This is a genomic window from Paenibacillus sp. VT-400 (assembly GCF_001029205.1).
GTDB classification, from domain to species: Bacteria; Bacillota; Bacilli; order Paenibacillales; family Paenibacillaceae; genus Paenibacillus; species Paenibacillus amylolyticus.
Map to the genome: position 1 here is coordinate 530,900 of NZ_LELF01000047.1, position 26,456 is coordinate 557,355.

A 26,456-nucleotide genomic window follows, 5' to 3' on the forward strand; every position below is an offset into this window, starting at 1 on the left:
ACAGGACTCGGGTTGCCCATGATGGATAATCCAAGTCCTGTTGTTTGTTGTGCCCATTTTATATAACCAACTACGTTCAGATAAAACCTTAATTGGTTACATGTATTGATTTATCTCCAATAACTTCTTCTTCCGACTGCCAGCATTCCACTTCACCCGGAATATGAATCCGGTCCCGGGTAAAGACGGGATCACGACCTTCAGCTTTCTGTTTCTTGTAGTCCTTTAACGCTTCGAAAGTCACCTTGGACAGCATCAGAATTGCAATCAGGTTCACCACCACCATGAGCCCCATGAACAGGTCCGCCAAATCCCATACCAGCTGTACTTTGGCTACCGCACCAAACACCACCATCGCGATAACGCAAATACGGTATACCCACAGCCAAACTTTGTTGGATTTGATAAACTCAATGTTGGTTTCTCCATAGTAATAATTTCCGATTAGTGTACTGAAGGCAAACAGGAACACCATAACCGCCAGGAATCCCGATGCCCATGAACCAATATGTACACTTAATGCAGCCTGAGTTAATTCAATGCCTCCCAGATTGGAACCTTTGTATACCCCGGATAGCAAAATAATCATGGCTGTGCTTGTACATATCACTAACGTATCTGTCAGCACGCCAAACGCCTGAATAAGTCCCTGTTTCACCGGATGTGTTGTATCCGCCGTTGCAGCAGCATTCGGGGCGCTACCCATGCCCGCCTCATTGGAGAACAATCCGCGTTTCACACCGTTCATCAGCGCAGCGCCTAAAGTTCCGCCGGCCACCTGTTCGATGCCGAAGGCATTTTTGACGATCAACGCAATCATGGCCGGAAGCTGGGTAATATTCGCCAGCACTACAAAAGCCGCTACCCCAATGTACAATACGGCCAGTACAACAACGATGTATTCCGATGCTTTTGCAATCCGTTTGACACCGCCCATAATAATTCCTGCAAATATCACAGCCATAATGATACCCACCGTTAACCGATCCGTGCCAAATGAGTTCTCAAATGCAACAGTAATCGTGTTAGACTGCACGGCATTAAAGACCAAACCAAATGAAAGCGTAATGAGAATGGCAAATAAAATCCCCATCCAGCGTTTGCCCAACCCACGCTCCATATAATATGCAGGACCGCCGCGGAATCCGCCCTTATCCTTCACTTTATAGATCTGAGCCAGCGTACTCTCCACAAAACTGGAGGCTGAGCCGATAATTGCAATGATCCACATCCAGAATATAGCCCCGGGTCCACCCAGTGCGATAGCCAGTGCAATACCGGTAATATTCCCTGTACCTACACGGGCCGCCATACTAATACAGAACGCCTGAAAAGGTGAAATTTTGCCTGGTTCCTTGCTTTTTGGCTCTCGAAGCACCTTTACCATATCTCCAATCATGCGGAATTGCATGAATCGGGTCTTGGTGGTGAAGTATATACCACATACTACCAATAATATAATTAACACTTTGGACCATAGAAAATCATTGAAAATGACGACAATATCTTGTATTGTTTGCTCCATCGGTATGCCCCTTTTTATGGTGTATTTCAAGCACAGAGATGGTTACGCGAAAAGTTTGTACCATTCTGCACAACACTAGCCCCGGACTTCGGGATGTTACTTATACTACAAGAACATCTACGAAAAACGACAAATACCTACATGCAATTCCTACATTTATTTTAAAAACGGGCTTTGATCGCCCTATCATTGTCATTTAACCTAACATGTCAGGTTCTATGCAAGAAGGAAAGGAACGATTACACTGGAACGAGAGTTCATCGCGGCGTTAACCGCCTTTACCATAGATTTATCAATCACACCATTCGCAGAGAAAGGGAATGACTGACATGCGTTATTTTATCGTGGATGATGATCCTGGCGTTCGTTCCATGTTGATGGATATTATTGAGGATGAAGGCCTGGGCGATATTGCCGGGGAAGCTGAGGACGGAGCACATATTCACGCGGAACTATTGGAACTGCATAAGGTGGATGTACTGCTGATTGATCTGCTGATGCCCCAACGAGACGGGATTCAGACTGTGCGAGCGCTTGAAGGAAGGTTCGAGGGCAAGATCGTCATGATCTCTCAGATCGAGTCGAAAAATATGATCGGAGAAGCCTATTCACTAGGCATTGAATATTATATTACGAAGCCGATTAACCGGTTGGAGATTCTATCTGTTCTGCGGCTGGTGAGCGAAAGGCTTCGGATGCAGCAATCCATCGCAGATATTCAGCGGACATTGCAGGGATTGTCCGGTTTGAATTCTACCGAACGTGCTGGGGCTCCGGTTCCGGACAAAACAATCACGACTGCAGGACATTTCCTGCTGTCCGAGATGGGCATGATCGGCGAAGCGGGCAGCAGGGATCTGCTGGACATGCTGGAATATCTGGAACAGGTAGAGACAGATGAACATAAGCTGTCCCCCTATACGTTCCCATCCCTCAAAGACATCTTCCAGAATGTAGCGATACGTAAACTGGGAGAAGACGCCTCTCTCGCAGAAGTGAACAAGGAGATCAAGGCATCGGAACAACGTGTTCGCAGGGCCATCTTCCAGACGCTGAGCCATGTGGTTTCTCTGGGATTAACAGATTATACACATCCCAAGTTCGAGAACTATGCATCCAAATTTTTCGATTTCACCGAAATTCGTAAGAAAATGCTGGAGCTGCAAAACAATGTGGAGCCTTCCTTGTCCCAGACACGCATTAATACGAAAAAATTCGTACAGGTCCTTTATTTGGAAGCCAAACGATTACTGCATTAAACAGATGCATGATGGATAAGATGCAAAAACAAACGGGCATGAATATTACACCGGTAGGATACCGCCTCTTCAACTGAGGCTGTCCATACCGGCTATATTCATGCCCGTCTGTAGGATCAAGCGTTACAATCTATGTGATTTGTTCCGTGTATAAAATTAAAATCGCTTTGGGTTTAGGCCCGTGAATGGTTTCGGCTAATTCGGTTATACTCATTAATCAATTCGTCCAATGCCATAGACTGCCGAATCACATCGGGATGCCCAAGACCACCCTTGTTATGCTCTACCAGCATATGAAGGTTATGTCTGGCCTTCTCTATTTTATTTTTCAAATCCAAACTCATAACCATGACCCCTGATACCTCCTTATTCTGTGAACCATTTTAGTTTTTCCTGTCAATCTATAGTTGGATTAACATATGGCATAGGAGACAAGGATGTTTTGTATTCTTCTCCAAATTTTGATAAAGATTATTTTATCACACTAGAGCTTATCCGAAAATGGCTGATATGACGCAATTTTAGTGGTATCACCGAGGGTTGGATTCTAACGTCTGGCCTCATCATTCACGGCCAGAACGGATTGTGTCGTAAATGTGTATATTGAAAAAACAAAAAGTCTATTGGTTTAAAAGGTAATAAAATCCCTTTCCATAATGGGGTCATTCAGGTACAATAGGGCGATGTGTGTGTCCGGACCCGGCGGATACAAATGATGTAATGTAGAGGACGGCCAACGACGGCCATTGATCCTGATTTGATATTATTGGAGGCTTATCATCACCATGCAGACCGATTCACAGACTAAAGTCAAAATTGTTAACGCCGATCCCAGCGCAATGGGATTATTTGGGTTGGCTATCGTAACCCTGGTCGCTTCTTCCCAAAAGCTTGGCATTACAGAAGGACTTAGCTACGCTATTCCTTGGGCGATCTTCCTGGGTGCTTTTGCCCAGCTATTCGCATGTATTCAAGATTCCAAACGCAACAATACCTTTGGCACAACGGCTTTTGGCGCGTACGCGTTCTTCTGGTTTGCCATGGCTGCCAACTGGATGATCAAAATGGGCGTATTTGGCTCCACTCTCGCTGAACAGGCCGATGGCAAGCAGCTCGGATTTGCTTTTGCCGGATACCTCGTATTCACCCTGTTCATGACGATTGGTGCTATTGAAGCGAATAAAGTATTGCTTATCATCTTCATTCTGATTGACTTCCTGTTCCTTGGCTTGACCTTTGACGCTTTCGGCGTAGCTCCTCACATTTTCCACACCATTGCAGCATACGCTGAACTGGCGATCGGAATTGTGTCCCTGTATGGTACAGGTGCTTCGGTACTGAACGCTCACTTCGGTTATGCGTTCTTGCCGATCGGCAAACCGTCCGGCATTTTCAAACCCAAGGCTTAATATACAGTAGTAAACCGCCAGCGCGCCGGTCCGCGCCTGGCGGTTTTTTTGCAGTCCAACTTCATTTGAATATGTATCAGACCGACACCTATACTAGGGATAATAGATCAGAAGTAGACCCTGAAACACCTGAAATGAAATGTCACAGCAGCCATACTGTCAGGAGGAAAAAAGCATGAGAGAGATACCGAAACCAACGGAGATGGATCAGGTGGAGAAAAAATATGTACGCGAAACACGTTGTTTCAAGACGGCACGGGTGTTCCCAACCGATGTCAACAATCATAATACACTGTTCGGTGGCAAGCTGATGTCCTACATCGATGATATTGCATCCATTGCCGCTTCCAAGCTATGCCGGGTCAATACTGTAACGGCTTCAACCGACTCTGTCGATTTCCTGTACCCGATTAATCCAACGGATTCGGTTACACTTGAATCGTTCGCGTCCTGGACAGGACGAAGTTCCATGGAGATTTTTGTGAAAGTGATTCGAGAGGATCTGAAGACCGGAGAGAAGAAAATTGCGGCGACTGCATTTCTGACCTTTGTGGCCTTGGACGAAAATAATCGCAAACTGATCGTACCCCGCATTATCCCGGAGACGGAAGAAGAGAAGAAACTATACGAGACCGCTCCGGATCGGGCGGCCATGCGGAAACAACGGCGGGAAGAGAGCAAGAAATTCGCTGACTTCCTGACCGTTACTTATCCTTGGGAATAAAAACACGCTAAACAATAACAAGATTGAACACCAGCATTACATTATCTGGTCGATGCCGGATAGATGGACACCGCTCTGCTATCCGGCAGTTCACCACCCATGGAGACACACCACTGCTGATAGATGCGATACGCTGCACCACTCTCCAGTAATCCCTGACACGTGTATATGCCCTCTTCGATGGAATTGACACGCCCCGCCGCATACAAGCGGAAACCTCCATTTAACAAGACCTGATTCACAAAAGCAATATGAGCCTCACCGCTTAACACACTTTCCGCCACTTCAAGCTGCTTCGCAGCCGTCCAGACCAGCTCCGGCACGGGCATATCCAGTTCATAGGCTGCAGGATCAACCAGTTCCAGCTTCATATCGCCGTCTTCCACGGCGTATACGCGGGTTGGCCGATCAATATACAGATCCTCAGAACCTTCCATCCCCTGTACAACATAAGCACGCCGATAGTTAAACCGGGTGAGCAACTTCGCAATCCGATCCAGAAAGGTATTATGAAACACACCAAACACCAAATACGGTGAATGGTTATAATCAATCAGTTTCTCTGCTGTGTTAAACACCGTTCGAAAACCCAACTCTTCCCGTAACGGACGAAGCTTACGAAGAGGTTCGCACCAATCCTCGGAGGATGCGTACATGACACCCGAACGCAATGCAGCGCTCCGTGCATCTTCCCGATCTATTTTACGTGTATCAATTCCTGCTTCCTTTAACAGAACCGACAGCGTAACTCCCCATTTGGGTGGTAAAGGGTCACTCCCATGCAAAGTCACCGGCAACCCGGCCGCCGCGAGTACAAACGCAACAGGAAACGTGGCCATGAACGACTTTGTTCGTCCATCATAGGGACCCGCACAGTCCAATCCATCCTGAAATATGGAGAAACGTTCCGCACTGTTACGACAAGCATGAACAAAAGCTTCCAGTTCCTCGACGTTTTCCATTTTCATACGTTCAGCCATTAGGAACGCAGCCGTCTGGGCAGGGGAAACCTCCTGTTTCAGGATTTTCTCTGCTACGGTCAGTGCTTCTGCATAATTCAGATCACGTGAGCCTCGTTTCCCACGTCCGACCTCTCGGAGTATCTGAGACATATCCATGGAGAATCCTCCTTCCAATTAAGACTGGAGCAGTTGATGGGCCTTCACAATCGCTGTGGCTACATCGACCATTCGTTTTCGTTCATCCATCGCTTTCTTGCGTAACAGGTCATAGGCTTCGGCCTCTGAAATCTGCTTCAGATCACTAAGAATAGCCTTCGCCATATCAATCCACTTCCGATCCTCCAGCCTGGATTGCAACTGCTTCCGTTCCTGCTCCCACTGTTTGCGTTCCATGTAGCGTCGGGCTGCAAAGTGAAGAGTCCAGTGAATCTCGGACCCAGTCATGGATGGTGTAAGTATTCCATCAAATGATGTTTCGACCTCGCAGGATTCTGCGGAGGAAGAGGCTGTATCTGGCGCGCACCACCAAAGCAGTGGTGAATCCGACTTCCCCTTTCCCAGGCAGTTCACCCAATACTCCACATCAGCCAGCGACAGATGCAAAATGGACGCTTCGGCCGCACGAGCTAGCTTCACCGCTTCCGCTTCACTGCCCGCCACCTGTACATGGTACCCGTTTGCTCCCAGTAGCCTCTCCGGTGTCAGAGGGATTGCATCGGATGAGGTAGCTATCGTTGGTTGAACACGGATGACCAATAAAGATCGCATGATGGATCAATCCCTCCCCTATTGCTATAATCAGAGTCCACATCATTTAAGACGTTAATACATGAAAGCGATAAACATGTTACATTACCTAACAAAAATTAAGTAGTGACGATTATGCGTCTTATTTTTAACATTAGAATGATCTTTTCATGCCTCATCATGTTGCAATTAAAAAGGGTGAAACACTATACATGGCACCTTTTCTACAGTATTTATCGTATCCAGCGTGCTAACGTTATCTAGAAGCCTTTAAACTAAGAAGATATACTCGTAAAACTTCGTCGTCCATTCGATATTCCAATAAACTCATGTAAACATAATTAACTTTAAATTTCAAATACTTTTTTATGTTAACTATATTGACATGGTTAGATCGATCTTTTATAGTTAAGCCATAACAACTCCATATTTGAATCGATCACAGTTACAACGGCGTAGCTGGTTGAAACGGCAATGAAGCCTGTTTTGCAATCTCGGAGCAAGGGATGCGTATGTAAATGCGCAGTCCTCCGAGGCATAACAGGCTTTTTCGATTTTAGAGACAAGGTTTTGAGGCAGTTTGCAGAATGGACCTAAGGGGGCTAATCATAATGAGTACAACGAAAAAACTGGTGCTGGTCGGCAATGGCATGGCGGGAATCCGCACAATCGAACATATCCTTAAGCTTGCTCCACACGCTTATGAAATTACAGTCTTCGGCGCAGAGCCGCATCCCAACTACAACCGGATCATGTTATCTTCCGTACTGGCTGGCGGAACATCCATCGAAGATATCGTAATCAATGAGTGGAGCTGGTACGAAGATAACGGCATTCGGGTGTACCCGGGTGACCCCGTCGTTCAGATCGATACCAAGCACAAGGAAGTTGTATCTCAAAATGGTGTACGCGCAACCTATGATGAGCTGATTATGGCAACCGGTTCACAAGCGTTCATCCTCCCTCTTCCCGGAGCTAACAAGGAAGGCGTGATCGGTTTCCGCGATATTAAAGACTGCGAGACCATGATGGCAGCATCACAAAAGTATCGCAAAGCTGCCGTCATTGGAGGTGGATTGCTAGGACTGGAAGCAGCGCGGGGGCTGCTCAATCTGGGCATGGACGTCACAGTCATCCATATTAACGGTCATCTGATGGACCGGAACCTAGATTTGCCGGCAGGTCTGATGCTCCAGCGGGAGCTTGAAGATCAAGGCATGAAGTTTCTTTTGAACAAACATACCGAAGAAATCACAGGCAAACAACGAGTAAAAGCCATTCGTTTTACTGATCAAACGGTGCTTGAAGCGGATCTGGTTGTCATGGCTGTCGGGATTCGTCCACAGATTGAACTGGCTCGCAATACCGGCCTCGATGTGAATCGTGGAGTCATTGTAGATGATTATATGCATACCAGCATCCCTGGCATCTCTGCCGTTGGCGAATGTGCAGAACACCGCGGTATTGCCTACGGACTGGTTGCTCCATTATATGAACAAGGTATGGTGCTCGCAAAACGCCTGGCTGGCGCTGCAACCGAGGGATATGAAGGTTCAGTCACTTCTACCAAGCTGAAAGTATCCGGTGTGGACGTATTCTCTGCTGGACAATTCAAAGGCGCTGCGGACACTCGCAGCATTCGTATTCAGGATGACGTTGATGGCGTGTACAAAAAGATGGTGATCAAAGACGGACAGCTGATCGGAGCTGTATTGTTCGGTGATACCACGGATGGCGCTTCTCTATTTTCCCTCATTAAGAGTGGTGAGAACATCAGTGGTCGGGAGAAAGAAATTTTGCTCGGTGTACCTTCCGGTGGTTCAGGCTCCGGCCCATCTGTCGCAGAACGCATGGCGAGTATGCCGGATGACGAGATCGTCTGTGGTTGTAACGGTGTTACCAAATCTTCCATCGGGGACGCCGTTCTGAATAAAGGCTGTAATACACTCGGTGCAATCAAATCCTGTACCAAAGCCTCCGCTTCTTGCGGTGGGTGCAAACCTATTATCGAAAACCTGCTCACGTATTATGCCGGCGATAATGTAGGTGAACAGACCAAAGAAGGCATCTGTGGCTGTACATCCTATGATCGGGATGAGATTGTTGCTCAGATCAAGGAGATGGGACTCAAAAGCGTTAAGGAAGTCATGAATGTTCTCGGGTGGAATGAACCGGAAGGTTGCTCCAAGTGCCGTCCTTCCCTCAACTATTATCTCGGTATGATCTGGCCAGCAGAATACACAGATGAGCGTGTATCCAAATTCACCAATGAACGTTATCACGCCAATATCCAGAAGGACGGTACCTACTCCGTTATTCCGCGGATCTATGGTGGTGTCACTTCCCCGGCGGAATTGATCAAGATTGCAACTGTCGCAGAGAAATATGATGTGCCGTTGGTGAAATTCACGGGTGGACAACGACTCGATCTGCTCGGTGTACAGAAGGAGAACCTGCCGAAGATCTGGGAAGAGCTCGATATGCCTTCCGGCTTCGGTTATGGCAAGGCGCTGCGTACGGTAAAGACTTGTGTAGGTAATACGTTCTGCCGATTCGGCACACAGGATTCCATTGAGATGGGTATTCGTCTGGAGAAAAAACTCGACAAGATGGTGGCTCCAGCCAAAGTGAAACTCGCTGTCTCCGGATGTCCGCGGAACTGTGCTGAAGCGACCATCAAGGATCTCGGTGTTGTCGCCATTGATGGCGCTTGGGAGATTCATGTTGGCGGTAACGCCGGAGTCAAGGTCCGTGCAGCCGAGTTGCTCTGTACGGTGAAGACCGATGCGGAAGTGGAAGAGTGGACTTACTCTTACCTGCAATATTATAGAGAGAATGCAAAATGGAATGAGAGAACAGCGGCATGGATTGAACGGGTAGGTCTGGATCATGTGAAGGAAGCATTGGCGGATCGAGATGTACGTCTCGCTCTGGTTGAACGTCTGGAAGTTACACTGGGTCACACGGTTGATCCTTGGAAAGAAATCATTCAAGACGAGAAATTACGTAAAAACTTCACCCCACTGTCCGGTGCCGAGCCGGTAACCCACTAGAAGAGGAGGAACAGCGATGAACAAATTCCGGATTGGACACCTTGCAGATATTGATGAAAAGGGAGCACGGACCTTCCTGATACAGGATACCGAAATTGCAGTCTTCAAACTGAGCGACGGAAGTCTGCACGCCGTCGAGAATCGTTGCCCTCACAAGGGCGGCAAGCTGTCGGAAGGCATGGTATGCGGGACAGCGGTTCATTGTCCTTTGCATGATTGGAAGATTGATCTGCGTAACGGTAAGGTACACGAGCCGGATGAAGGCTGCTTGAATACCTACAAAACAGAAGTGGACGGCAACAGCGGAGAAATCTTCATCACAATTGCGGGTTAAAGGCTAGAGATACCCTGACATCAAGGAGGCGTGCGCTATGGATTTTGTTAAACCTGCAGAAGTACTGCAATCGATGGTCGAAGCTGGTGAGAGCAAAGCCAGAATGAATCGGGTACAGATGCTGATCCGCGGTTTTCTGGCGGGGGCTATCCTTGCCTTTGCAACCACACTGGCATATACCGCTGTATCTCAAACTTCCGTTGGTTTGGCAGGTGCACTGATATTCCCGGCGGGATTTGTCATCATTATTCTGCTGGGTCTCGAATTGGTGACAGGAAACTTTGCGATGCTTCCACTCGCAGTGTTGAAACGTAGAATTACATGGATGGATATGCTCCGAAACTATTTTTGGGTGATCACAGGACATCTAATCGGATGTGCATTCTATGCTCTGTTATACGGCTTGACCATTACCAAGATGGGTACGGATATGAGCAACCCTCTAATTCAAACGTTGATCCAGACCAGTGAAACCAAAACATTGGGATATCAGCACTTGGGTGGGTCTGGCATTGTACTGGTCATCATCAAAGCCATTCTATGTAACTGGATGGTCACACTCGGGGCAGTGATGGCGATGACCTCTACTTCCACACTGGGCAAAATCGTAGCGATGTGGCTGCCGATTACGATATTTTTCGCTCAGGGATTTGAGCACGCTGTGGTAAATATGTTCGTCATTCCGGCAGGCATGATGCTCGGTGCACAGGTGAGTGTCGCTGACTGGTGGCTGTGGAATCAGATCCCGGTGTTGGTGGGTAATCTCATAGGCGGAGCCGTATTTACTGGACTCGGTCTGTATGCCGCCCACCACTGGGGAAATCCGGTGAAGATATCGACCAGACTGGCGACCATCCAGGGTGGTCGTTCAGGATTAGCAAGTTCCGATGCTGCACCGAAATTGGGGACACGATCATGAGTCGGGGCCTGGTTAGTATTGTTGGCGCTGGTCCTGGAGATCCGGATCTGATTACGGTAAAAGCCCTGAAACGTATTCAGTCCGCAGATGTCATTATGTATGATCGGCTTGTGAATGACCAATTGCTCGCTGAGGCTCGTGAAGGAGCACTCCGCATTTACTGCGGCAAGGCTCCAGGCCTTCACTCCATGAGTCAGGAGATGATTGGACGGATGCTTGCTGCCCATGCAGCGGAAGGCAAACAAGTCGTACGACTCAAGGGTGGCGATCCATTTATCTTTGGCCGTGGTGGTGAAGAAGCGCTTGTGCTGGCGGAAGTAGGGATTGCATTTGAGATCATTCCTGGCATCACTTCAGCTGTAGGTACATCCGCTTCATCCCTTATTCCGTTAACCCATCGCGGGGTTGCTTCATCCTTCGCATGTGTCACGGGAACCGGCAGTGACGGAAGTGTATCATCGGTTCGCTGGGATCTACTCGCTCATAGTGTGGACACACTGGTCATCTACATGGGCATTAGCAAACTGCCCCAGATTCAACATGAATTGCTTCACCATGGCAAAAGCGGACACACCCCTGCGGCTTTAATCGAACGGGGAACCACCTCGGAGGAACGGATTATTACCGGCACACTTGCCGAACTCCATTCCCTCGCCAAGTCGCATCGAGTGAATAATCCGGCATTAATCATGATCGGCGAGTCCGTCCTGATTCGCGAACAGCTGCTTCAGATGCAACAGGCCGCGAACGCCTCCATGACCGGATAATTCGGACCTTTAATCCAACAGCATACGCTCGTGAATAGTCCGGCCCTTCTGCCCTGGTTCAATCAGCAGACGGGTCGGTTTGATGTTAATCAGCGCCGTAAGCTGTTCTCCCATATAATGCGCAGAATACTTGAATCCAATCTCTGCCCAATGCATGATTACCCCTACTGTTGCAGATACCAGATAACTTAACATGATGTCGTAATTAATCGTCCACTCACTATCCTCGGTCACCAATACAAAATCTTCGGTTAGATACGTTCTAAACATATTGCATAATCGGGAGCTCATATCTGAATGCATTGTTATTAATGCACGAAAGATATCCTGATGGGCTTCAATATATTCGAATACAGGCATCGTGGATGGTAGCAATACAGTCATATCCACTTCTGTAAGCTGTGCGTATGGTTCTGCATAAGCTCGCCCCACTCCCTGCATGAAATCATCCAGAATGAACTGCAACAACTCCGGTTTGCCGGGAAAATGTAAATAGAAGGTTCCACGGTTGTAATCCGCCCGTTCCGTAATATCCCGGATTGTGAGGGCATCCGATCCCTTCTCTAATATCAAAGAAACCGCCGCAGCGATGATCGCATCCTGCGTTCTTCGTGCTCTCCGGTCCTGAGGATGTTCAATGATCAACATTTTCGCCTCCTTTGTTCATTATTGTAATATAAATGAACACCGCTTACACCTCTGTCCGATAGCTGACATATGCGCTGTCAATGATTATTGTCACATTGCTATGTATATCTTAACATTGAGACAGGAAAGATAGACGACAGGTTGAAACTTTTTTTGAGAAATACCTGCCAATAATGAATAAGGAGCGGATAGTTCATGAGTACATCTTATACACATACAGCCGTTATTACAGGAGCAGCTGGAGGCATTGGTAAAGAATTGGCACGCCGCCTGGCTGAACGCAAAATCAACTTGGTTCTGGTGGACCTGAATGAAGAAGCCATCCAACAGACGATTAATGATCTGAACCTCGACAAAGAGCACGTCATCGCCGTAAAAGCGAACGTATCCCAAGAAGCAGACGTGAAAAACTATGTGCAAAAAGCATTGGATGCTTTTGGTCGAATCGATTATTTTGCCAACAATGCCGGAATTGAAGGTCCAACAGGACTGATCGAAGACCTGAGTGTTGAAGCACTCGACACCGTATATAACGTCAACATTCGTGGCGTATTCCTGGGTCTGCAAAATGTCATTCCGGTGATGAAAAAACAAAAATCCGGTGCGATTCTCAATACCTCTTCCCTCGCGGGTCTGATGGGTGCACCTGCCGTATCTCCATATATTATGTCCAAACATGCAGTAGTTGGCCTCACGCGTACCGCTGCCAATGAACTGGCACCTTATAATATCCGGGTTAACGCTGTATTGCCAGGTACAATCAATACACGCATGATGCGTCAGATCGAAGCTAATTCCGGTAACGTGGAAGATTATCAATCAGCAACCGTGTCCAGCATTCCAATGGGCCGTTATGGCGAACCGGAAGAAGTCGCTGCGGTGATGAACTTCCTGTTGTCCGAAGAAGCATCTTATGTAACAGCTTCCCTTTACACCGTAGATGGCGGTATGGTGGGTCAATAAGAAGCTATAAACGGTGGGATTGATAGGGATCGGGTCGATAGAACTTCAAGTCCATCCTTAGAAAAGTTATACCGACAGGTATTCCTGAAGGAATGCCTGGTCACTACAATCTAAAAAAGGCCTCAACACCACAGTATTGTGGAGTTGAGGTCTTTTTTATAGTACAACACTTGCCATTCATTAGGCGGCATCTGTGAAAATGTACTTTTGAAACAGCCAGTTAACGCCTCGTTGCACCTTGTGATCACTCTAACGAACCTAGGGCACCTTATATCAGCTAAAAGCGCTTATTTCCCGAATTAACGAATCTCAGACACGCTAATTCCGCGGAAATGCTTTAACTGCATGGGAAAGTCCTAAAATCCAGAGAATAATGTGTCTGAGATTCGTTACATTCCCAATCGAGCGAGAAATACCCTTATAAGGCGTATCAGGTTCGTTAGATTTTGCCCACACTTAACTTAATCGACGTATCCCGCGTGACCCTTGTCCATCAAGTAGTCCATCTCAGCATCCAGGATGCTTTCCACTGTCAACTCATCCAGCTTCACATCTTTACGACTAAGAATGTAGTCAGCCAGATCATCGCCGTCAATATCAACATCATTGCCTTTGGAATTCTCATGCGCCTTGTTGATGTACGCTTGCTCATGCTTCAGCACAAGGGCGATATTCGCCTGGCTTGCCTTCGTTTTATCTGCAATATATTGCATCATTTCTTGTTCATTAATTGCGTTTGCTTCTGCCACGTTCAGTCATCTCCTTGATTCATACATACTGTTGCCATTGTAGCATAGGTTAACCCATTACAGGCAGAACTTATGCCTGAAGAACGATTATATAGCGGTAGCGAAGGTTAGTGTGGAGCTCGCTCATCACTCCGCCCTTACGACAACCGCACGTAAAATGTAGCACCCTCTCCGACTACACTTCGAGCGTATAGCTCTCCTTTGTGCTGATCCACAATGGAACGAGCAATCGCCAGACCCAGACCATGCCCACCATGCTTGCGGGCTCTTGAAGAATCCGTACGATAGAATCGATCGAAGATCCGATCCAGATGTTCGGGTGCAATGCCGTCACCTGTATTGGATACGGCCAGCACGACATCATTATTCTGTTTCTGGAGGGTGACGTTTACGGCGCCTTTTGGACCGGAATACTTCACCGCATTATCGAGCAGGATCAGAATGACCTGTTTGATCTGCTCACTGTTCCCATGAACCGTAAGATTCGGCTCAATGTTGTAATCGAGGGAGATGTTTTTCTCAAAAATAACGGCCTCCATCGGTAAAATAATACTCTCCACCGCATCACTCATATTGAACTTCGCATGAATCATCGTGGAGCGTGAGTCATCCATCTGTGTCAGATAGAGCAGATCATTCGTAAGTCCGGTCATACGCTCGGTTTCCGACTTAATATAGTGAAGCCACTTCGCCTGATTTGCTATAGTATCCTCCTGATTCGCAAGCAGTACGTCGGCATTGGTATTGATGATCGCCAGAGGTGTTTTCAACTCATGTGAAGCATCACCGATGAATTGTTTTTGCTTCTCAAACGCTTCTCTGACTGGTGCAATGGAACGATTGGCAAAATAACGACTCAGGAAGTAGATCACAATCAACATGACCAGTCCGACAACTGCAAAGGTATAGATCAGATTCGTAAGAATACCTTGTTGTGCCGTCACATCAATAAATACGATCATATGCCCGGCACCGCTCGGATCAACCACATATGCCCAGTCCGTTCCATCCAGCGTAAATTGTCCCGTCTGCCGTTCCGAATCACCAACTTTATTCTGGTCAACCTTTTGTAACGCCTCAGCGTAGAACGTATCTTCCATATCAAATCTGGAATGCGTATCCGTAATCTTCCACTGGTCATCCGTCTTGATCATGAACGACACGGAACGTGCCGGAGGTGAGTTGGGATCCCCTCCCGGACCTCCATTATCACCACCCATGGTATCGGAAGGAAACGAATCTGAACCAGAACTTGAACCAGAACTTGAACCAGAGCCTGTACTACCCCCTGTACCGGAACCCTGCCCTTCCCCGCGCGGCATCTTGGATGAATTATAAGGACTGTGATAGAAATCGGACACCTTGTACAGCTCCATATTTGTCTCACGCTGCACATTCTGATACGTAATCGTATAGATCGTCGCAAATGCCACCAGCATCATAATAGATATGGACACCAGATTCACGATCAGGAATCGATTTCGGAGTTTCTTGAACATCAGGACGTCACCTCAAGCACATACCCCACACCCCGAATCGTGTTAATGCGAACGGCAGAGTTCAGGAAGGTTAATTTTTTGCGCAAAAACGATATATACACCTCCACATTGTTATACTCCACTTCCGAATCAAATCCCCATAACTTCTCAATAATCTGCTCTTTGGAGGTAATCGCCTGTTTGCGGGCAATCAACAGCTCCAGCAGTTCATTCTCCTTCAGATTCAACTTGATCTCTTTACCCTGTACGCTCAGCTTCAACTGGGTTGTATTCAGCTCAATGTCGCCAAACTTCAGCCCATCCTCGGGAACCACTTCACCCTTCCGCCGTAAAGCTGCACGAATCCGGGCTAACAATTCCTCTGTGGCAAAAGGCTTGGCGATATAATCATCGGCACCATAATCGAGCCCTGTGACTTTGTCCGATAGTTCACCCTTGGCAGTAAGCAGAATGACAGGCGTATGAATGCCTTCACTGCGAAGTTTCTTCAGGACGGTGATCCCGTCCATCTCCGGCATCATGATGTCGAGTAGTAACAGGTCGTAGATGCCGCTCTGCGCATAATCCAATCCTGATCTGCCGTCGTGGACCATGTCCACGGAGTAGTTGTTCTTTTTCAAAATCTGCGATACAGCCTCTGCCAAATGAACCTCATCTTCCGCAATTAATATTCTCATCATCTATTCATTCCTCTGCTTGAATTATTTCTCTCAATGGGCTTGTTTTATATGTTCTTATTCTATCAATTAAACCTTGAATCAATCTTAATTCATTTTGTGTATGCGCACTATTATAGGAAGGTAAAAAAATGTTAACGCAATGTAAAACCATTTAAGATTCATTCAAGGTTGGGGCTCTAAGATACAGACATGGAAGCAATACACGATGCAACAAAACATACAACCCACCAACGAAAGGACTGAGTCCCACATGGCTATTGAAGTATTCAACCGATATGAGAGCAAGTATCTTCTGACAGATGAACAGTACGCACATTTCTACAATGACCTGCTGAAATACATGGAGCTGGATGCCTACAACAAGAAACATGAGTACTACTCCATCAGTAACCTGTACTTCGACACTCCGCAAGATTCGCTGATCCGCGCCAGTCTCTCCAAACCAAAATACAAGGAGAAGCTGAGACTGCGGGCTTATGGAATCCCTGAAGAGAACGCCAAAGTGTATCTGGAGATCAAAAAGAAAGTATTTGGCCTGGTGAACAAGCGCAGAACAGCTTTGAAGCTGGATGAAGCATATGAATTTGTCCGTTCGGGACAGGCGCCAGAGCTCGCGGATTACATGAACAAACAAGTTGTCGAAGAGATCAAATATTTCCTTCGGGTATACGATCTGGAACCGAAAGTGTATCTGGCGTATGAACGCAAAGCACTCTTCGACAAGAACAGCCGCGATCTCCGCATTACCTTTGACACCAACATTCGCAGCCGCAGATACGATCTGAAGCTGGAACAGGGAGATTACGGTGAACCGCTGGTAAAGGACGGTCGTTGGCTGATGGAAGTGAAAGCCGAGAAAACCGTTCCGCTATGGCTATCGCAACTGCTTTGTGAGCATGGTCTCTACCGCACCGGATTCTCCAAATACGGCAACGAGTTCAGACATCTCGCGAGAACAACCAACCTGAATTACCAGACGGAGCGCATTCTTGTGCCAGGTACCGATTTCAACCCATCCATAGAACAAGATAAAACGATTATAGAAAGAGAGCGTGTCCTATATGCTTGATTCACTATTCAGTTCAGCCCTAACCGATACCAACCTGACGTTTAACAACGCAGTCATCACCATTGGTCTTGCCATCATTCTGGGATTGGTCATCAGCCTTACCTACATGAAGACTAACCAAAGCACATACTCCCAAAGCTTCACCTTAACAATGGTCGTCCTACCCGTTATTGTCGCCATTATCATCCTGCTCATCGGCAGTAACATCGCTCGAGCATTCAGCTTGGCAGGTGCCTTCTCGATCATCCGATTCCGAAGTGCCCCTGGTGATCCAAAAGACATTGCTTACGTATTGTTCACGATGGCTTCCGGTCTTGCCTGCGGTGTAGGCGCTTTTGGATACGCGGTGCTGTTCACCATTATCCTGTGTGTACTCATGTTTGTTCTGAGTCGCTTCAACTTTGGCGGCAAGAAGAGTCAGCTGAAAACGCTGAAAGTCACCATTCCCGAAAACTTGAGTTATGAAGAAGCTCTTAATGAAGTGTTCCATACATTCAACGTACCTTTTGATCTGAAAAAAATCAGAACGACCGAACTCGGCAGTCTGTATGAGCTGGTCTACAGTGTAACCATTCACGAAAGTGTTAGCCAAAAGGAATTCCTCGATGCGATCCGCACACGGAACGGCAACCTGGATATCTCATTAACCATGAGTCCAACAACGGAATATTAATTTATAATTCGAAGGGAACGATCTAATATGAAGAAAAACATGATAACAGGCAGCAAACTTTGGTCCATCGCCATGATTACCAGCCTACTCGCCGCATGCAGTTCACCAGCAACGACAAGCACAACCGCCAATGCCGCAACGTCAACGACAGGAACAACCAAAACGGTATCCGTCAGCGAGCAAACTTCAGTAAAATATGCAGATCTGGTCTCTCTGGATGCTGACGATACCAATATTAGCTGGAGTGAGGCAGATTCCACAGCGATTAAGCTGAACGGAACAACTGCAACGGTAACCGGTTCGGGCGCCAAAGCAGCGAATGGTTCGGTAACCATCTCTGAAGCAGGCACTTATGTACTTAGCGGTGAGCTAACGGATGGACAGATCGTGGTTAACGTTGCCGATAAGGGTACCGTACATCTCGTATTAAACGGAGCAACAATTCATGATAACGACAGCGCCGCAATCTACATTCAGAAGGCTGGTAAAGCGGTGATTACACTCGAAAAAGGAACCAAGAATACCGTTTCCGATGGTAAAACGTATGTGTACGCTGACGCTACGACAGACGAGCCGGATGCTGCAATCTTCAGCAAAGCAGATCTTACATTCAATGGTGCAGGTCAATTGAACGTCACAGGTAACTATAATGAAGGTATTACGAGCAAGGATGATCTGAAAATCATTAGTGGTAACATCAGCGTCAAAGCAGCCGATGACGGCATCAAAGGTAAAGATATGGTCGCCATCCAAGCGGGTACGATTACCATTGAAGCCGAAGGCGACGGCATTAAATCAACCAATGACACAGATACCACCAAAGGTTACGTTGCTATCGATGGAGGTACCTTCGATATCCAAAGTGGTAACGACGGTATTCAAGCCGAAACCGCACTTGTTACGGATGGCGGCACATACAACATTGTAACGGGTGGCGGTAGCGCCAATGCACCAGCCAAAGTAGAAGAAGGTCCATTTGGTGGTGGTGGATGGGGTGGCGGCACACGTCCAACGGATATGGGCACACCACCAGATGGCGAACCTCCTGCGGATATGCCCGAGATGCCTACTAACAGCGGTACGAATGCCGGAACTAACACAAACGGCGCAGCAGCATCCAACCCTGCCAACACAACAACAACAACAACAACGGATAACAATGCTGATGCGGACACTGCAACAACAGCAACCGAGTCTACAAGTGCCAAAGCGCTCAAAGCAGGCACAGACCTTACGGTTAATGGTGGTACGTATACCATTGATTCCATGGATGATTCCCTGCACAGCAACAATATTGTGACCGTCAACGACGGAATATTCAACATTGAATCTGGTGATGACGGCATTCATGCCGATCAGGCCCTGACGATCAACGGTGGAACCATCACCATTGCGAAGAGCTATGAAGGACTTGAAGGTGCAATCATCACCCTGAACGATGGCGATGTGGATGTAACGGCATCCGATGATGGCGTAAATGCTGCAGGTGGCGAGACGGAGACAGCTACGAATACAGCGGCAAGTACAGATAGCGCGACTACAGCAACCGATGCAACAACGACATCGAACATCTCTGTAACCGAAACGACAGGCACAACATCGACTACCGATCAGGCATCCCAAGGTACAGCTGCTAATCAGCAAGGACGTGGACCGGGCGGTATGGGAGCAGTGAGCAATAACGAGTTCCACATTAACGGCGGCTCCCTCACCGTGAACGCAGGTGGTGACGGGCTAGATTCCAATGGTTCCATTAACATGACTGGCGGAACGGTTATTGTGAACGGACCGACGAATAGCGGCAACGGAGCATTGGATTATGACGGTACATTTGAAATCAGCGGTGGGTACCTCGTGGCTGCCGGAAGCTCTGGTATGGCACAAGGAACATCCGATGCATCTACGCAAAACACCATTGTGATGACATTCCCTGCAACACAAAAAGCTGGAACACTTGTACATGTACAAGATAGCGAAGACAACAACATTCTGACGTTTGCACCAGCAAAAGATTATCAAACCGTGGTTGTCAGCTCCCCGGAACTTGCGAAAGATGGTTCCTACGTGATCTACTCCGGTGGTACGTCTACGGGTAAAGCGGTAGATGGACTCTACACAGACGGTACCTATAGTGGCGGAACTCAAGTGGTTGCATTCCAATCGACCAGTAATGTGACTTGGGTGAATGAAACTGGTGTAACCACTGCCAATACAGGTATGGGCGGTCCTGGTGGCGGCGGTGGACAAGGCGGATTCGGAGGCGGACGGAATCGTTCGCAATCCGGTACAACATTCGACAGCACAGGCACTACCGATTCTGCAAAATAATACGTGCAGTAAGCAATAATCAAGCAATCTCTTGCCCTAACTCAAAGGCGAGACAAAAAGGCTCCGAATCACTTCATAGTGAGTTCGGGGCCTTTTTCGCATCCGCGTTCTTACGTGGTATCTGCATTACTATGATATGGAGCACACTCTTTCATCCATTAACGTTATGGCAGAAGATTTACAGCACTCCAGCTGAGCAAAAAACTGGTGATCACTTTCCTGTTCTTTTCTTTAAAAGGAATACACATACACCTTGGTGCGCAAGGCATCCCGGCATGTAATGGTGCGTAGCGGTTCTTTTCCTGGCAACGCAAAACAGACACTAATCACCTTGGCACCCGGCGGAAGCTCTCGACTGAACTTGTCCAGAAGCCGGGTCATAGCTCCCGGGAACAGATAACAAATTACACAATCTGCATGTTCATAGGAACTGGTGTAGATGTCTCCACGCACGAAGCGCAGCCTGCCCTTGAGAGAGTGCTTGTTTCCCTTGGCTCGACGTAAGCGAACACTTAGATAGGCAATCAGTTGGGAAGACCATAAGGGGATAATAGAATTCTCAATCCCGATCAGCCTTTTGCCAGGGCAGTGTCTTACAACATCCAATCCCAATGTGCCCCATCCAGAGCCCACTTCGAGCACATCCCCGTACCCCGGAATACGGTTTACCTCTTGAATGACCACCTGCCTGACACGGCCAGATGTGGGCATCGGCGAAATCCCGTTTTTCCAACTGACAAGTACGATGGATATGACACCTATCAATGTCACCACGGCAATCAGCCATGGAATCAGGTAAATGATGAACATGAACTCATCCCTTTGTTATCACTCATTCATTCCGGCACATGAGACTTCATATATACACCCTTTTTATAAACGGACTTGATGGTAAAATGTACACCCAGCTTGCGATTCGTCCGATAGATTAGCGAATTAATCTCGTCGATCCCTACCGCTTCACTCTCCAGCATACTACGCTCTGGCCACACCTGAGCCACAATCTGTTCCCTTGTCACAAAGTGGTCCAGTTGACTATACAGCAACTTGAACAGCTGGTACTCCTTCTTGGACAGCGGAATCTCCACTTCGCCGATCTGTACGGTTTGCAGGTGATCCAGTAAACGTACGCCCTCACCCAGCAGATCCGACACACGATATTCCCTCGTCTCTCCAAGATCGCCTTCCGTGCGAAGTTGGATCAAGCCGTTGACCAACGTCAGGCTGTCTCCTTCGCTAAACGGATATTTCTCATAGGGAACGAGGCGCTGCCCGTTCAGTTCGGTTCCATTTTTGCTATCCAGATCCTCGATCCATAACTGTTGCTGTACATCATAATGAATGCGGCAATGCCGCTTCGATATCATCTGATTATAAACAGACAAGTCCAATTCACTTCCGCCTGTGTAACGTCCCACCGTAATGGAGCGACCTTGGCTTACATAAGCGAATGAGCCGTCACTTTCCTGTCCTGGCGTACGAATGACGATTTTTGCCGTCTCCCGCATGTTATTCTCCCACCTTCAATGATCACTCACTCGATCTCTATAAACATTTCATAACAATAATGATAAATTCATCAGATTTGTTCCATTGTTTGCACCGCTATAGTTCAATATAGTGGTATACAGGAACGATTTATGTTCGGTTCTACTTACTCTACTATACCAGACGTTGTGCTTTTTTTCTCATGGCGGCCGGATGTCTACTTTAGCTCATTCAACAAGAGAGGTACCTTCTAATGAACAAAAAAAATATTTTCATATACGTATTGCTCGCCTTTGCCCTGTCCATGACATTAACCGTGCTCTCCCGTATGAATGATGATGGCGGAGAATCACTGAAAGGCACCTCGGCTGCCGAAAACTCATGGTTACAAATGAAGATCCAGCCCTAAGTCTACTCTATTATAACGTGATCTCCGCGCAAAACGTTTCACGAATGTCATATTAGGCTAAGCCATAGACTCACATCAATAAGGCCCCAGATTGCTGTTCACAGCAGCCCGGAGCCTCATTTTGGATTGAAAAAATCTATATTACACGACTTATTTCCCAAAGCGAAGTGAAGTGGACAGCGGACATTCCCACCATCTTACCCACATTCATGTCATTGCCGCTTCTTTCTCGCGCCGAATTTCCTCCAGCCATACACGACAAGAGCTACAGGGCCAGCGAACCATAACAACTGCCAAAGCATAATTTTCAGGTCGAATCCCATTTCAAGAATCCCTCCTCCGATAATCGCAAAGGTAAATACAATCGTTCAAAACCCAAATCAATCTTGGTCTTCCTCCGGTACAGTCGGCTCGTCGTCAGGCTTCGCTGTCTCTCTGGACTGTACTTCCTCCATCCGGCTGGACACCTTCTGATATAGGTAAGAGATCCCCAGCAATAGTACGCCGAAGCTGAAATAGGCAAAGATTTTGCTACCCGAGGTAAGCATCCCCACATCATAGAACACCATCTTCCCCGTAGCGAACAACGTTAGGCCAAGGCCGAGGCGCCGAATCATGACATATTTTCTACGGAATCCATAGGCAATATAGAGAATCGCCAGCAGCAGATAGATCAGGCTGAACATCAGCCCCACATCACCCCACTGGAACTGAATCGTCAGGAATACGGTGATGACACCGAGCAGATACACCCCTGCGATAACCGGGTACCATTCAATGCTCTTGAACTGCCCGCGGATGCCTGCAATCAGCAGATCCCTTCCTGCAAAGAATACCCCTACGTTAAAGATAATTAACACCAGCAAACCAACAATCTCTGCCGCTGTATGCTGTTGAACTTCCGGCTGAAGCGCTGGCATGGTTAAGGTTACGGCCAATGCAATACAGCAGCCAATAGCATGCAAGAAAGTGGTATACACCTGCACGTATCGATCACGCAGCAACTTGACCTTGTTCAGTCCATAGGCTAACGCAATGGTGAGCGCTGCGAACATGAGTAACTTGTAGAACATGTATAACAGGAACGTCCCATCGACAGCTCTGGTATACAATTCATTTGACTCATACAGCACGTATAACCACAGATTCGCAAGTGTCACATACTTGAATCCGTTCAGGAAACCCAGCTCCAGCGGGCTGTAGTTGAATCTCTCCCTGGAAGATGAGCTGTTGTGAACTGCCCAGGCATAATACAGTGTAATCAGCAGGGTCCCCAGCGTAATGCTGGAGTATTTTAACATGAAATAAGAACGTTCCCCGATGAAGAATAACGCCAGCAGATCGTAGTACACAAAAGTGATTAGACATAGAAGCACGATACCCCATCCGGCACGTTCCACCGACTTGAGCCGTTTCAGATGTCCAAGCGTAACCAACAGAACCCCTTCGATTAACCAACCCATCGATAACCACTTGGCCCCGAATTGGAACGGAATAATCAGAATGGCGAATGTCAGGGAAGTGACATAAAAGAGCAGAATCGTCTGTTTCTCCTGATCCATATGGCGCTGAACGAATCGTGCGAGGCCCAGATACACCACGCAGAAGATTAACGCCAGCAAACCCTGAGCATCATTCCAACCCGCCACATCAAATAATACGTATAACATCAGACAACTAATGCTCGTATTCATGGCGAGTAGAGCGAAATCCCACCAGGTTAACTTCATTCGGTGTTTGAACGGATATGCCAGTGTAATGCCCAGATATAATGCAAACGTCACAATGGAATACAACATGCCAATCTTCTCACTTGGCGACAGCCATAAGAGGATGAGCATGGATGGTGTGTTGAACAGGAAACTGATATAGTGCACTACCGGCCACCGTTTGCCGAATGATATGAACACAATAATGCCGTTTAAGAGCAGCAGATAGATCATGGCTACATAGACAGCAGTCCCTTCAAGCCCGAACGAGAACATGTAGGAGAATAACGGAAGATAGCCGCCCACCAAACCTAGTGAACAGATGGTCTTCGACTGGTATCTCAAAGACAATAATACGGAGATTGCCGATACCAATACAGACAGGGCAAGTCCCGTATATAACCCGATAATATGCAGTAAAAAGTAACTATAGAAGACGGACCCGAATAACACGGAGATCCCACCGCCGAGCAGCCCCATTGCAAACGTCTGCTTTTTGCGCCGGAACAGCAACTCTCCTCCCGCGAGCATCAGAGCGCCAAGCAGGAAAAAGGCTCCGCTCTTCATCTCGTCATTAAACCAGGTCGAGTACGAGTAACGGAACGCTGCTCCAACGCCCAGAATGAGGAGCAGGATGGCTACCTTGTTGATCCAGCTAAGTCCAATTTTCATCTCCATGCGATTCTGCTTGATCCGGCGTTGAATAGTCTCTTCGCTCAACCCTTCCTCCGCCATCTGCTCATATCCACGCTCTATGTGCCCACGTAGAGCCTCTTCTCGCTCCCGTACGGCCCGCTTATGCGATTCAATGCGCTCATTCACCTCAGCCGCAAGGTAAGCAATCCTCTCCTTCACCTCGTGGGAATCCTCTTGCAACTCCTGTGTGGCCTGGTTGTACAGCGCGTTTAGATTGGATTTGGTTCGATGTTCATGGAATGCAATTCGATCATTATGTACCGCTGTTTTCCCTTGAAAATAGGTCTCCATCTTCTCACGCGATACCCGGATCAGATTCAGCTTTTCATCCAGCATCTGTTCAGATAACGCCATACGAAGACGTGCATTCTCTTCTTCCATCTTGCGCGAGCGAAGTTCAAGCTGGCGCAGCTTGAGTTTGTGGGCTTCATACTGTTCCTGCAGTTGTTCATTCTGAACGATGAGGTCATCGGACTGGTATTCCTGGAGCAAGGCGTGATACTCCTTAGCCAGCTGTTTCTGCTGCTCCTGAACCTGTTGAAGCCGATCCTTAAACTCCTTCATGAGCTTCCTCCGTTGGTTGATGTTTAATCTTTTCCCTATATTTTACTATATGTATGCCATAAAAAGAGGTTTAAACATTAGATATATCTGTGCAATATTTCATCCGTAGGATCTCAAACGCAAAAAAGCCGGGAAGCAACTGCTTCGCCGGACTTATATTCATATGAGCATTTGCACAAGAATCGATGCTTATGCCGCATCACTCGTCTCCGATTGGTCCGCTGACTCGGGCTCAATTATCTCGGTCGCATCTGGGTCCAGCCAACTGGCGATCATGCCACGCACATATTGCAGATCGTCCTCAGACAGATCGTAGTACCATGTGCCACTGCGCGTTGCACCCTCACCCTTCAGCATGTAATTGCTGATCGTTGGTATGCTATCTTTCATATATAAGGACTCGGCAAATTTCACGATAAAGTCCGAGGTCATGTTGGTTGTAAAATTCGATCCGGCAATCTGGATTACGTCCGGGATCTTGGTCAGATTTTTGACTTCCAGCGCACGATTCATGAAGGCACTTAGGAAAATCCGGTGACGCATCGTCCGATTGAAATCGGAGTCCTCCCGGTAACGCACATAACCAAGCGCTTCTTCGCCGCTATAGATCGGTTTATTGGCTTCAACAAACAGCTTCTCATGAATTTTGAGCTTGTTCTCAATATTCTTTTTGATTGGCAGTTCAACGCCACCCACCGCATCAACAATATCCTTGAGCCCGTTAAAATTAATCGCGGCATAGAAATCCACTTTGTTCCCCAGCAAATTCTCCACCGTATCCATCGCCATCTTGGCTTCACCATGGGCATACGCTGAGTTGATCTTTGACTTCACATCCCGGCCGACAATCTCGGTATAGGAATCACGTGGAATGGACAGCAGCAGCACTTTATTGTCTTCTGGACGCACGACGGAATAGATGATGGTATCCGAACGGCTTGGTTCGTTATCCCGTTGGTCAATACCCAGCAGCAACAATGAGAACGGGTCCGTATGTTCCACGACAGGGGCATCCTTATCGCCAGCTGGTACAAAGGAGTCATCCAAGGCATCCTTCACTGTAGCTGAAGCGAACAAATTAAAGGCAAACACGACGAGTTGCTTTTGATAGATAAATCCGAGTCCTCCCAACACAAGCAGCACACTTAGGGTGATGATTAATGGTTTCTTCCATTTCTTCTTCGGGTTCTTCGGCTTCCGTCTTGTTAAATGTGCAGCACTGTTTTCCATCATATCTCCTTTAATAACGGGTTCTTAGAATCATTTAACTATATTAATAACA

24 protein-coding genes are annotated in these 26,456 nt (G+C 47.4%); 12 read left to right on the forward strand and 12 right to left on the reverse strand.

From position 1 onward, the window contains the following. Positions 1-88: 88 nt before the first annotated feature. A complete protein-coding gene (locus EL84_RS04730) occupies positions 89-1,525 on the reverse strand; it encodes an alanine/glycine:cation symporter family protein (protein WP_036612140.1) in 1,437 nt (478 codons plus the stop codon). Between the two features lie 329 nt (positions 1,526-1,854). Between EL84_RS04730 and EL84_RS04735 the strand changes: the two genes are divergently transcribed. Beyond that, on the forward strand, positions 1,855-2,784 hold the full coding sequence (locus EL84_RS04735) for a response regulator (protein ID WP_036612142.1): 930 nt from the start codon (positions 1,855-1,857) through the stop codon (positions 2,782-2,784). A gap of 173 nt (positions 2,785-2,957) precedes the next feature. Here EL84_RS04735 and EL84_RS04740 read toward each other — a convergent pair whose 3' ends face one another. Beyond that, the gene (locus tag EL84_RS04740) at positions 2,958-3,134 is read right to left on the reverse strand and encodes an aspartyl-phosphate phosphatase Spo0E family protein (protein WP_017691636.1); all 177 of its coding nucleotides are present in this window, start codon (positions 3,132-3,134) and stop codon (positions 2,958-2,960) included. Positions 3,135-3,569: 435 nt separating this feature from the next. Between EL84_RS04740 and EL84_RS04745 the strand changes: the two genes are divergently transcribed. Together EL84_RS04745 and EL84_RS04750 are read left to right on the forward strand one after the other, a co-directional pair. Further along, the gene (locus EL84_RS04745) at positions 3,570-4,193 is read left to right on the forward strand and encodes an acetate uptake transporter (protein ID WP_036671640.1); all 624 of its coding nucleotides are present in this window, start codon (positions 3,570-3,572) and stop codon (positions 4,191-4,193) included. 211 nt (positions 4,194-4,404) lie between these two features. Next, a complete protein-coding gene (locus tag EL84_RS04750) occupies positions 4,405-4,917 on the forward strand; it encodes an acyl-CoA thioesterase (RefSeq protein ID WP_026081401.1) in 513 nt (170 codons plus the stop codon). Positions 4,918-4,958: 41 nt separating this feature from the next. Here the strand turns inward: EL84_RS04750 and EL84_RS04755 are convergent, their stop codons facing one another. After that, positions 4,959-6,035, reverse strand: a complete 1,077-nt coding sequence (locus tag EL84_RS04755) for an anthranilate phosphoribosyltransferase (RefSeq protein ID WP_047840886.1) — start codon at positions 6,033-6,035, stop codon at positions 4,959-4,961. An 18-nt stretch (positions 6,036-6,053) separates the two neighbouring features. Next, on the reverse strand, positions 6,054-6,647 hold the full coding sequence (locus EL84_RS04760) for an ANTAR domain-containing response regulator (RefSeq protein WP_047840887.1): 594 nt from the start codon (positions 6,645-6,647) through the stop codon (positions 6,054-6,056). Positions 6,648-7,237: 590 nt separating this feature from the next. Between EL84_RS04760 and nirB the strand changes: the two genes are divergently transcribed. Genes nirB through cobA form a run of 4 tightly spaced genes read left to right on the forward strand, consistent with a single transcriptional unit; the run spans position 7,238 to position 11,699 of the window. Next, entirely contained in the window at positions 7,238-9,679 is a 2,442-nt protein-coding gene (gene nirB, locus EL84_RS04765) for a nitrite reductase large subunit NirB (RefSeq protein ID WP_047840888.1), read from the forward strand. Between the two features lie 16 nt (positions 9,680-9,695). Continuing rightward, positions 9,696-10,013: a nitrite reductase small subunit NirD gene (gene nirD / locus EL84_RS04770; protein WP_036612155.1), complete on the forward strand. Its 318-nt coding sequence runs from the start codon at positions 9,696-9,698 to the stop codon at positions 10,011-10,013. 37 nt (positions 10,014-10,050) lie between these two features. Continuing rightward, a complete protein-coding gene (locus EL84_RS04775) occupies positions 10,051-10,932 on the forward strand; it encodes a formate/nitrite transporter family protein (protein WP_047840889.1) in 882 nt (293 codons plus the stop codon). Further along, positions 10,929-11,699, forward strand: a complete 771-nt coding sequence (gene cobA, locus EL84_RS04780) for a uroporphyrinogen-III C-methyltransferase (RefSeq protein WP_047840890.1) — start codon at positions 10,929-10,931, stop codon at positions 11,697-11,699. The genes EL84_RS04775 and cobA overlap by 4 nt, the downstream gene beginning before the upstream one ends. 9 nt (positions 11,700-11,708) lie before the next feature. Here cobA and EL84_RS04785 read toward each other — a convergent pair whose 3' ends face one another. After that, positions 11,709-12,347, reverse strand: coding sequence for a TetR/AcrR family transcriptional regulator (locus EL84_RS04785; protein ID WP_047840891.1), 639 nt, complete (start codon positions 12,345-12,347; stop codon positions 11,709-11,711). A 195-nt stretch (positions 12,348-12,542) separates the two neighbouring features. Between EL84_RS04785 and EL84_RS04790 the strand changes: the two genes are divergently transcribed. Next, complete coding sequence (locus tag EL84_RS04790) at positions 12,543-13,310, forward strand: SDR family NAD(P)-dependent oxidoreductase (protein ID WP_047840892.1); 768 nt, start codon at positions 12,543-12,545, stop codon at positions 13,308-13,310. 461 nt (positions 13,311-13,771) lie between these two features. Here the strand turns inward: EL84_RS04790 and EL84_RS04795 are convergent, their stop codons facing one another. The 3 genes from EL84_RS04795 to EL84_RS04805 form a co-directional block, all read right to left on the reverse strand. Further along, complete coding sequence (locus EL84_RS04795) at positions 13,772-14,059, reverse strand: hypothetical protein (protein ID WP_370511430.1); 288 nt, start codon at positions 14,057-14,059, stop codon at positions 13,772-13,774. Between the two features lie 137 nt (positions 14,060-14,196). Next, positions 14,197-15,558 carry a sensor histidine kinase gene (locus EL84_RS04800; RefSeq protein ID WP_047840893.1) on the reverse strand — a complete coding sequence of 454 codons (1,362 nt, stop codon included), beginning with the start codon at positions 15,556-15,558 and terminating at the stop codon, positions 14,197-14,199. Beyond that, positions 15,558-16,235: a response regulator transcription factor gene (locus EL84_RS04805; RefSeq protein ID WP_047841085.1), complete on the reverse strand. Its 678-nt coding sequence runs from the start codon at positions 16,233-16,235 to the stop codon at positions 15,558-15,560. Before EL84_RS04805 ends, EL84_RS04800 begins: the two co-directional genes overlap by 1 nt. Before the next feature lie 253 nt (positions 16,236-16,488). Between EL84_RS04805 and EL84_RS04810 the strand changes: the two genes are divergently transcribed. Genes EL84_RS04810 through EL84_RS04820 form a run of 3 tightly spaced genes read left to right on the forward strand, consistent with a single transcriptional unit; the run spans position 16,489 to position 20,308 of the window. Then, complete coding sequence (locus EL84_RS04810) at positions 16,489-17,307, forward strand: polyphosphate polymerase domain-containing protein (RefSeq protein ID WP_047841086.1); 819 nt, start codon at positions 16,489-16,491, stop codon at positions 17,305-17,307. After that, entirely contained in the window at positions 17,300-17,980 is a 681-nt protein-coding gene (locus EL84_RS04815) for a DUF4956 domain-containing protein (RefSeq protein WP_036612177.1), read from the forward strand. Before EL84_RS04810 ends, EL84_RS04815 begins: the two co-directional genes overlap by 8 nt. 27 nt (positions 17,981-18,007) lie before the next feature. Then, positions 18,008-20,308, forward strand: coding sequence for a carbohydrate-binding domain-containing protein (locus EL84_RS04820; protein ID WP_047840894.1), 2,301 nt, complete (start codon positions 18,008-18,010; stop codon positions 20,306-20,308). A gap of 231 nt (positions 20,309-20,539) precedes the next feature. Here the strand turns inward: EL84_RS04820 and EL84_RS04825 are convergent, their stop codons facing one another. Both EL84_RS04825 and EL84_RS04830 read right to left on the reverse strand, forming a co-directional pair. Next, a complete protein-coding gene (locus tag EL84_RS04825; RefSeq protein WP_047840895.1) occupies positions 20,540-21,118 on the reverse strand; it encodes a class I SAM-dependent methyltransferase in 579 nt (192 codons plus the stop codon). A gap of 26 nt (positions 21,119-21,144) precedes the next feature. Further along, positions 21,145-21,816, reverse strand: a complete 672-nt coding sequence (locus EL84_RS04830) for an FHA domain-containing protein (protein WP_047840896.1) — start codon at positions 21,814-21,816, stop codon at positions 21,145-21,147. Positions 21,817-22,049: 233 nt separating this feature from the next. On the opposite strand from EL84_RS04830, the gene EL84_RS31970 reads away from it, so the two are divergent. Further along, on the forward strand, positions 22,050-22,205 hold the full coding sequence (locus EL84_RS31970; protein ID WP_156946129.1) for a hypothetical protein: 156 nt from the start codon (positions 22,050-22,052) through the stop codon (positions 22,203-22,205). A 380-nt stretch (positions 22,206-22,585) separates the two neighbouring features. Here EL84_RS31970 and EL84_RS04835 read toward each other — a convergent pair whose 3' ends face one another. Then, positions 22,586-25,174 carry a DUF2339 domain-containing protein gene (locus EL84_RS04835; RefSeq protein ID WP_047840897.1) on the reverse strand — a complete coding sequence of 863 codons (2,589 nt, stop codon included), beginning with the start codon at positions 25,172-25,174 and terminating at the stop codon, positions 22,586-22,588. Between the two features lie 189 nt (positions 25,175-25,363). Next, on the reverse strand, positions 25,364-26,407 hold the full coding sequence (locus EL84_RS04840; protein WP_321163408.1) for an LCP family protein: 1,044 nt from the start codon (positions 26,405-26,407) through the stop codon (positions 25,364-25,366). Between the last annotated feature and the right edge of the window lie 49 nt (positions 26,408-26,456).

What these genes read in the sequence shown, in the direction of transcription:
- EL84_RS04730 (WP_036612140.1), bottom strand. Translation starts at nt 1,525, where the DNA reads ATGGAGCAAACAATACAAGATATTGTCGTCATTTTCAATGATTTTCTA.
- EL84_RS04735 (WP_036612142.1), top strand. Translation starts at nt 1,855, where the DNA reads ATGCGTTATTTTATCGTGGATGATGATCCTGGCGTTCGTTCCATGTTG.
- EL84_RS04740 (WP_017691636.1), bottom strand. Translation starts at nt 3,134, where the DNA reads ATGGTTATGAGTTTGGATTTGAAAAATAAAATAGAGAAGGCCAGACAT.
- EL84_RS04745 (WP_036671640.1), top strand. Translation starts at nt 3,570, where the DNA reads ATGCAGACCGATTCACAGACTAAAGTCAAAATTGTTAACGCCGATCCC.
- EL84_RS04755 (WP_047840886.1), bottom strand. Translation starts at nt 6,035, where the DNA reads ATGGATATGTCTCAGATACTCCGAGAGGTCGGACGTGGGAAACGAGGC.
- EL84_RS04760 (WP_047840887.1), bottom strand. Translation starts at nt 6,647, where the DNA reads ATGCGATCTTTATTGGTCATCCGTGTTCAACCAACGATAGCTACCTCA.
- nirB (WP_047840888.1), top strand. Translation starts at nt 7,238, where the DNA reads ATGAGTACAACGAAAAAACTGGTGCTGGTCGGCAATGGCATGGCGGGA.
- nirD (WP_036612155.1), top strand. Translation starts at nt 9,696, where the DNA reads ATGAACAAATTCCGGATTGGACACCTTGCAGATATTGATGAAAAGGGA.
- EL84_RS04775 (WP_047840889.1), top strand. Translation starts at nt 10,051, where the DNA reads ATGGATTTTGTTAAACCTGCAGAAGTACTGCAATCGATGGTCGAAGCT.
- cobA (WP_047840890.1), top strand. Translation starts at nt 10,929, where the DNA reads ATGAGTCGGGGCCTGGTTAGTATTGTTGGCGCTGGTCCTGGAGATCCG.
- EL84_RS04785 (WP_047840891.1), bottom strand. Translation starts at nt 12,347, where the DNA reads ATGTTGATCATTGAACATCCTCAGGACCGGAGAGCACGAAGAACGCAG.
- EL84_RS04790 (WP_047840892.1), top strand. Translation starts at nt 12,543, where the DNA reads ATGAGTACATCTTATACACATACAGCCGTTATTACAGGAGCAGCTGGA.
- EL84_RS04800 (WP_047840893.1), bottom strand. Translation starts at nt 15,558, where the DNA reads ATGTTCAAGAAACTCCGAAATCGATTCCTGATCGTGAATCTGGTGTCC.
- EL84_RS04805 (WP_047841085.1), bottom strand. Translation starts at nt 16,235, where the DNA reads ATGAGAATATTAATTGCGGAAGATGAGGTTCATTTGGCAGAGGCTGTA.
- EL84_RS04810 (WP_047841086.1), top strand. Translation starts at nt 16,489, where the DNA reads ATGGCTATTGAAGTATTCAACCGATATGAGAGCAAGTATCTTCTGACA.
- EL84_RS04815 (WP_036612177.1), top strand. Translation starts at nt 17,300, where the DNA reads ATGCTTGATTCACTATTCAGTTCAGCCCTAACCGATACCAACCTGACG.
- EL84_RS04820 (WP_047840894.1), top strand. Translation starts at nt 18,008, where the DNA reads ATGAAGAAAAACATGATAACAGGCAGCAAACTTTGGTCCATCGCCATG.
- EL84_RS04825 (WP_047840895.1), bottom strand. Translation starts at nt 21,118, where the DNA reads ATGTTCATCATTTACCTGATTCCATGGCTGATTGCCGTGGTGACATTG.
- EL84_RS04830 (WP_047840896.1), bottom strand. Translation starts at nt 21,816, where the DNA reads ATGCGGGAGACGGCAAAAATCGTCATTCGTACGCCAGGACAGGAAAGT.
- EL84_RS31970 (WP_156946129.1), top strand. Translation starts at nt 22,050, where the DNA reads ATGAACAAAAAAAATATTTTCATATACGTATTGCTCGCCTTTGCCCTG.
- EL84_RS04835 (WP_047840897.1), bottom strand. Translation starts at nt 25,174, where the DNA reads ATGAAGGAGTTTAAGGATCGGCTTCAACAGGTTCAGGAGCAGCAGAAA.
- EL84_RS04840 (WP_321163408.1), bottom strand. Translation starts at nt 26,407, where the DNA reads ATGATGGAAAACAGTGCTGCACATTTAACAAGACGGAAGCCGAAGAAC.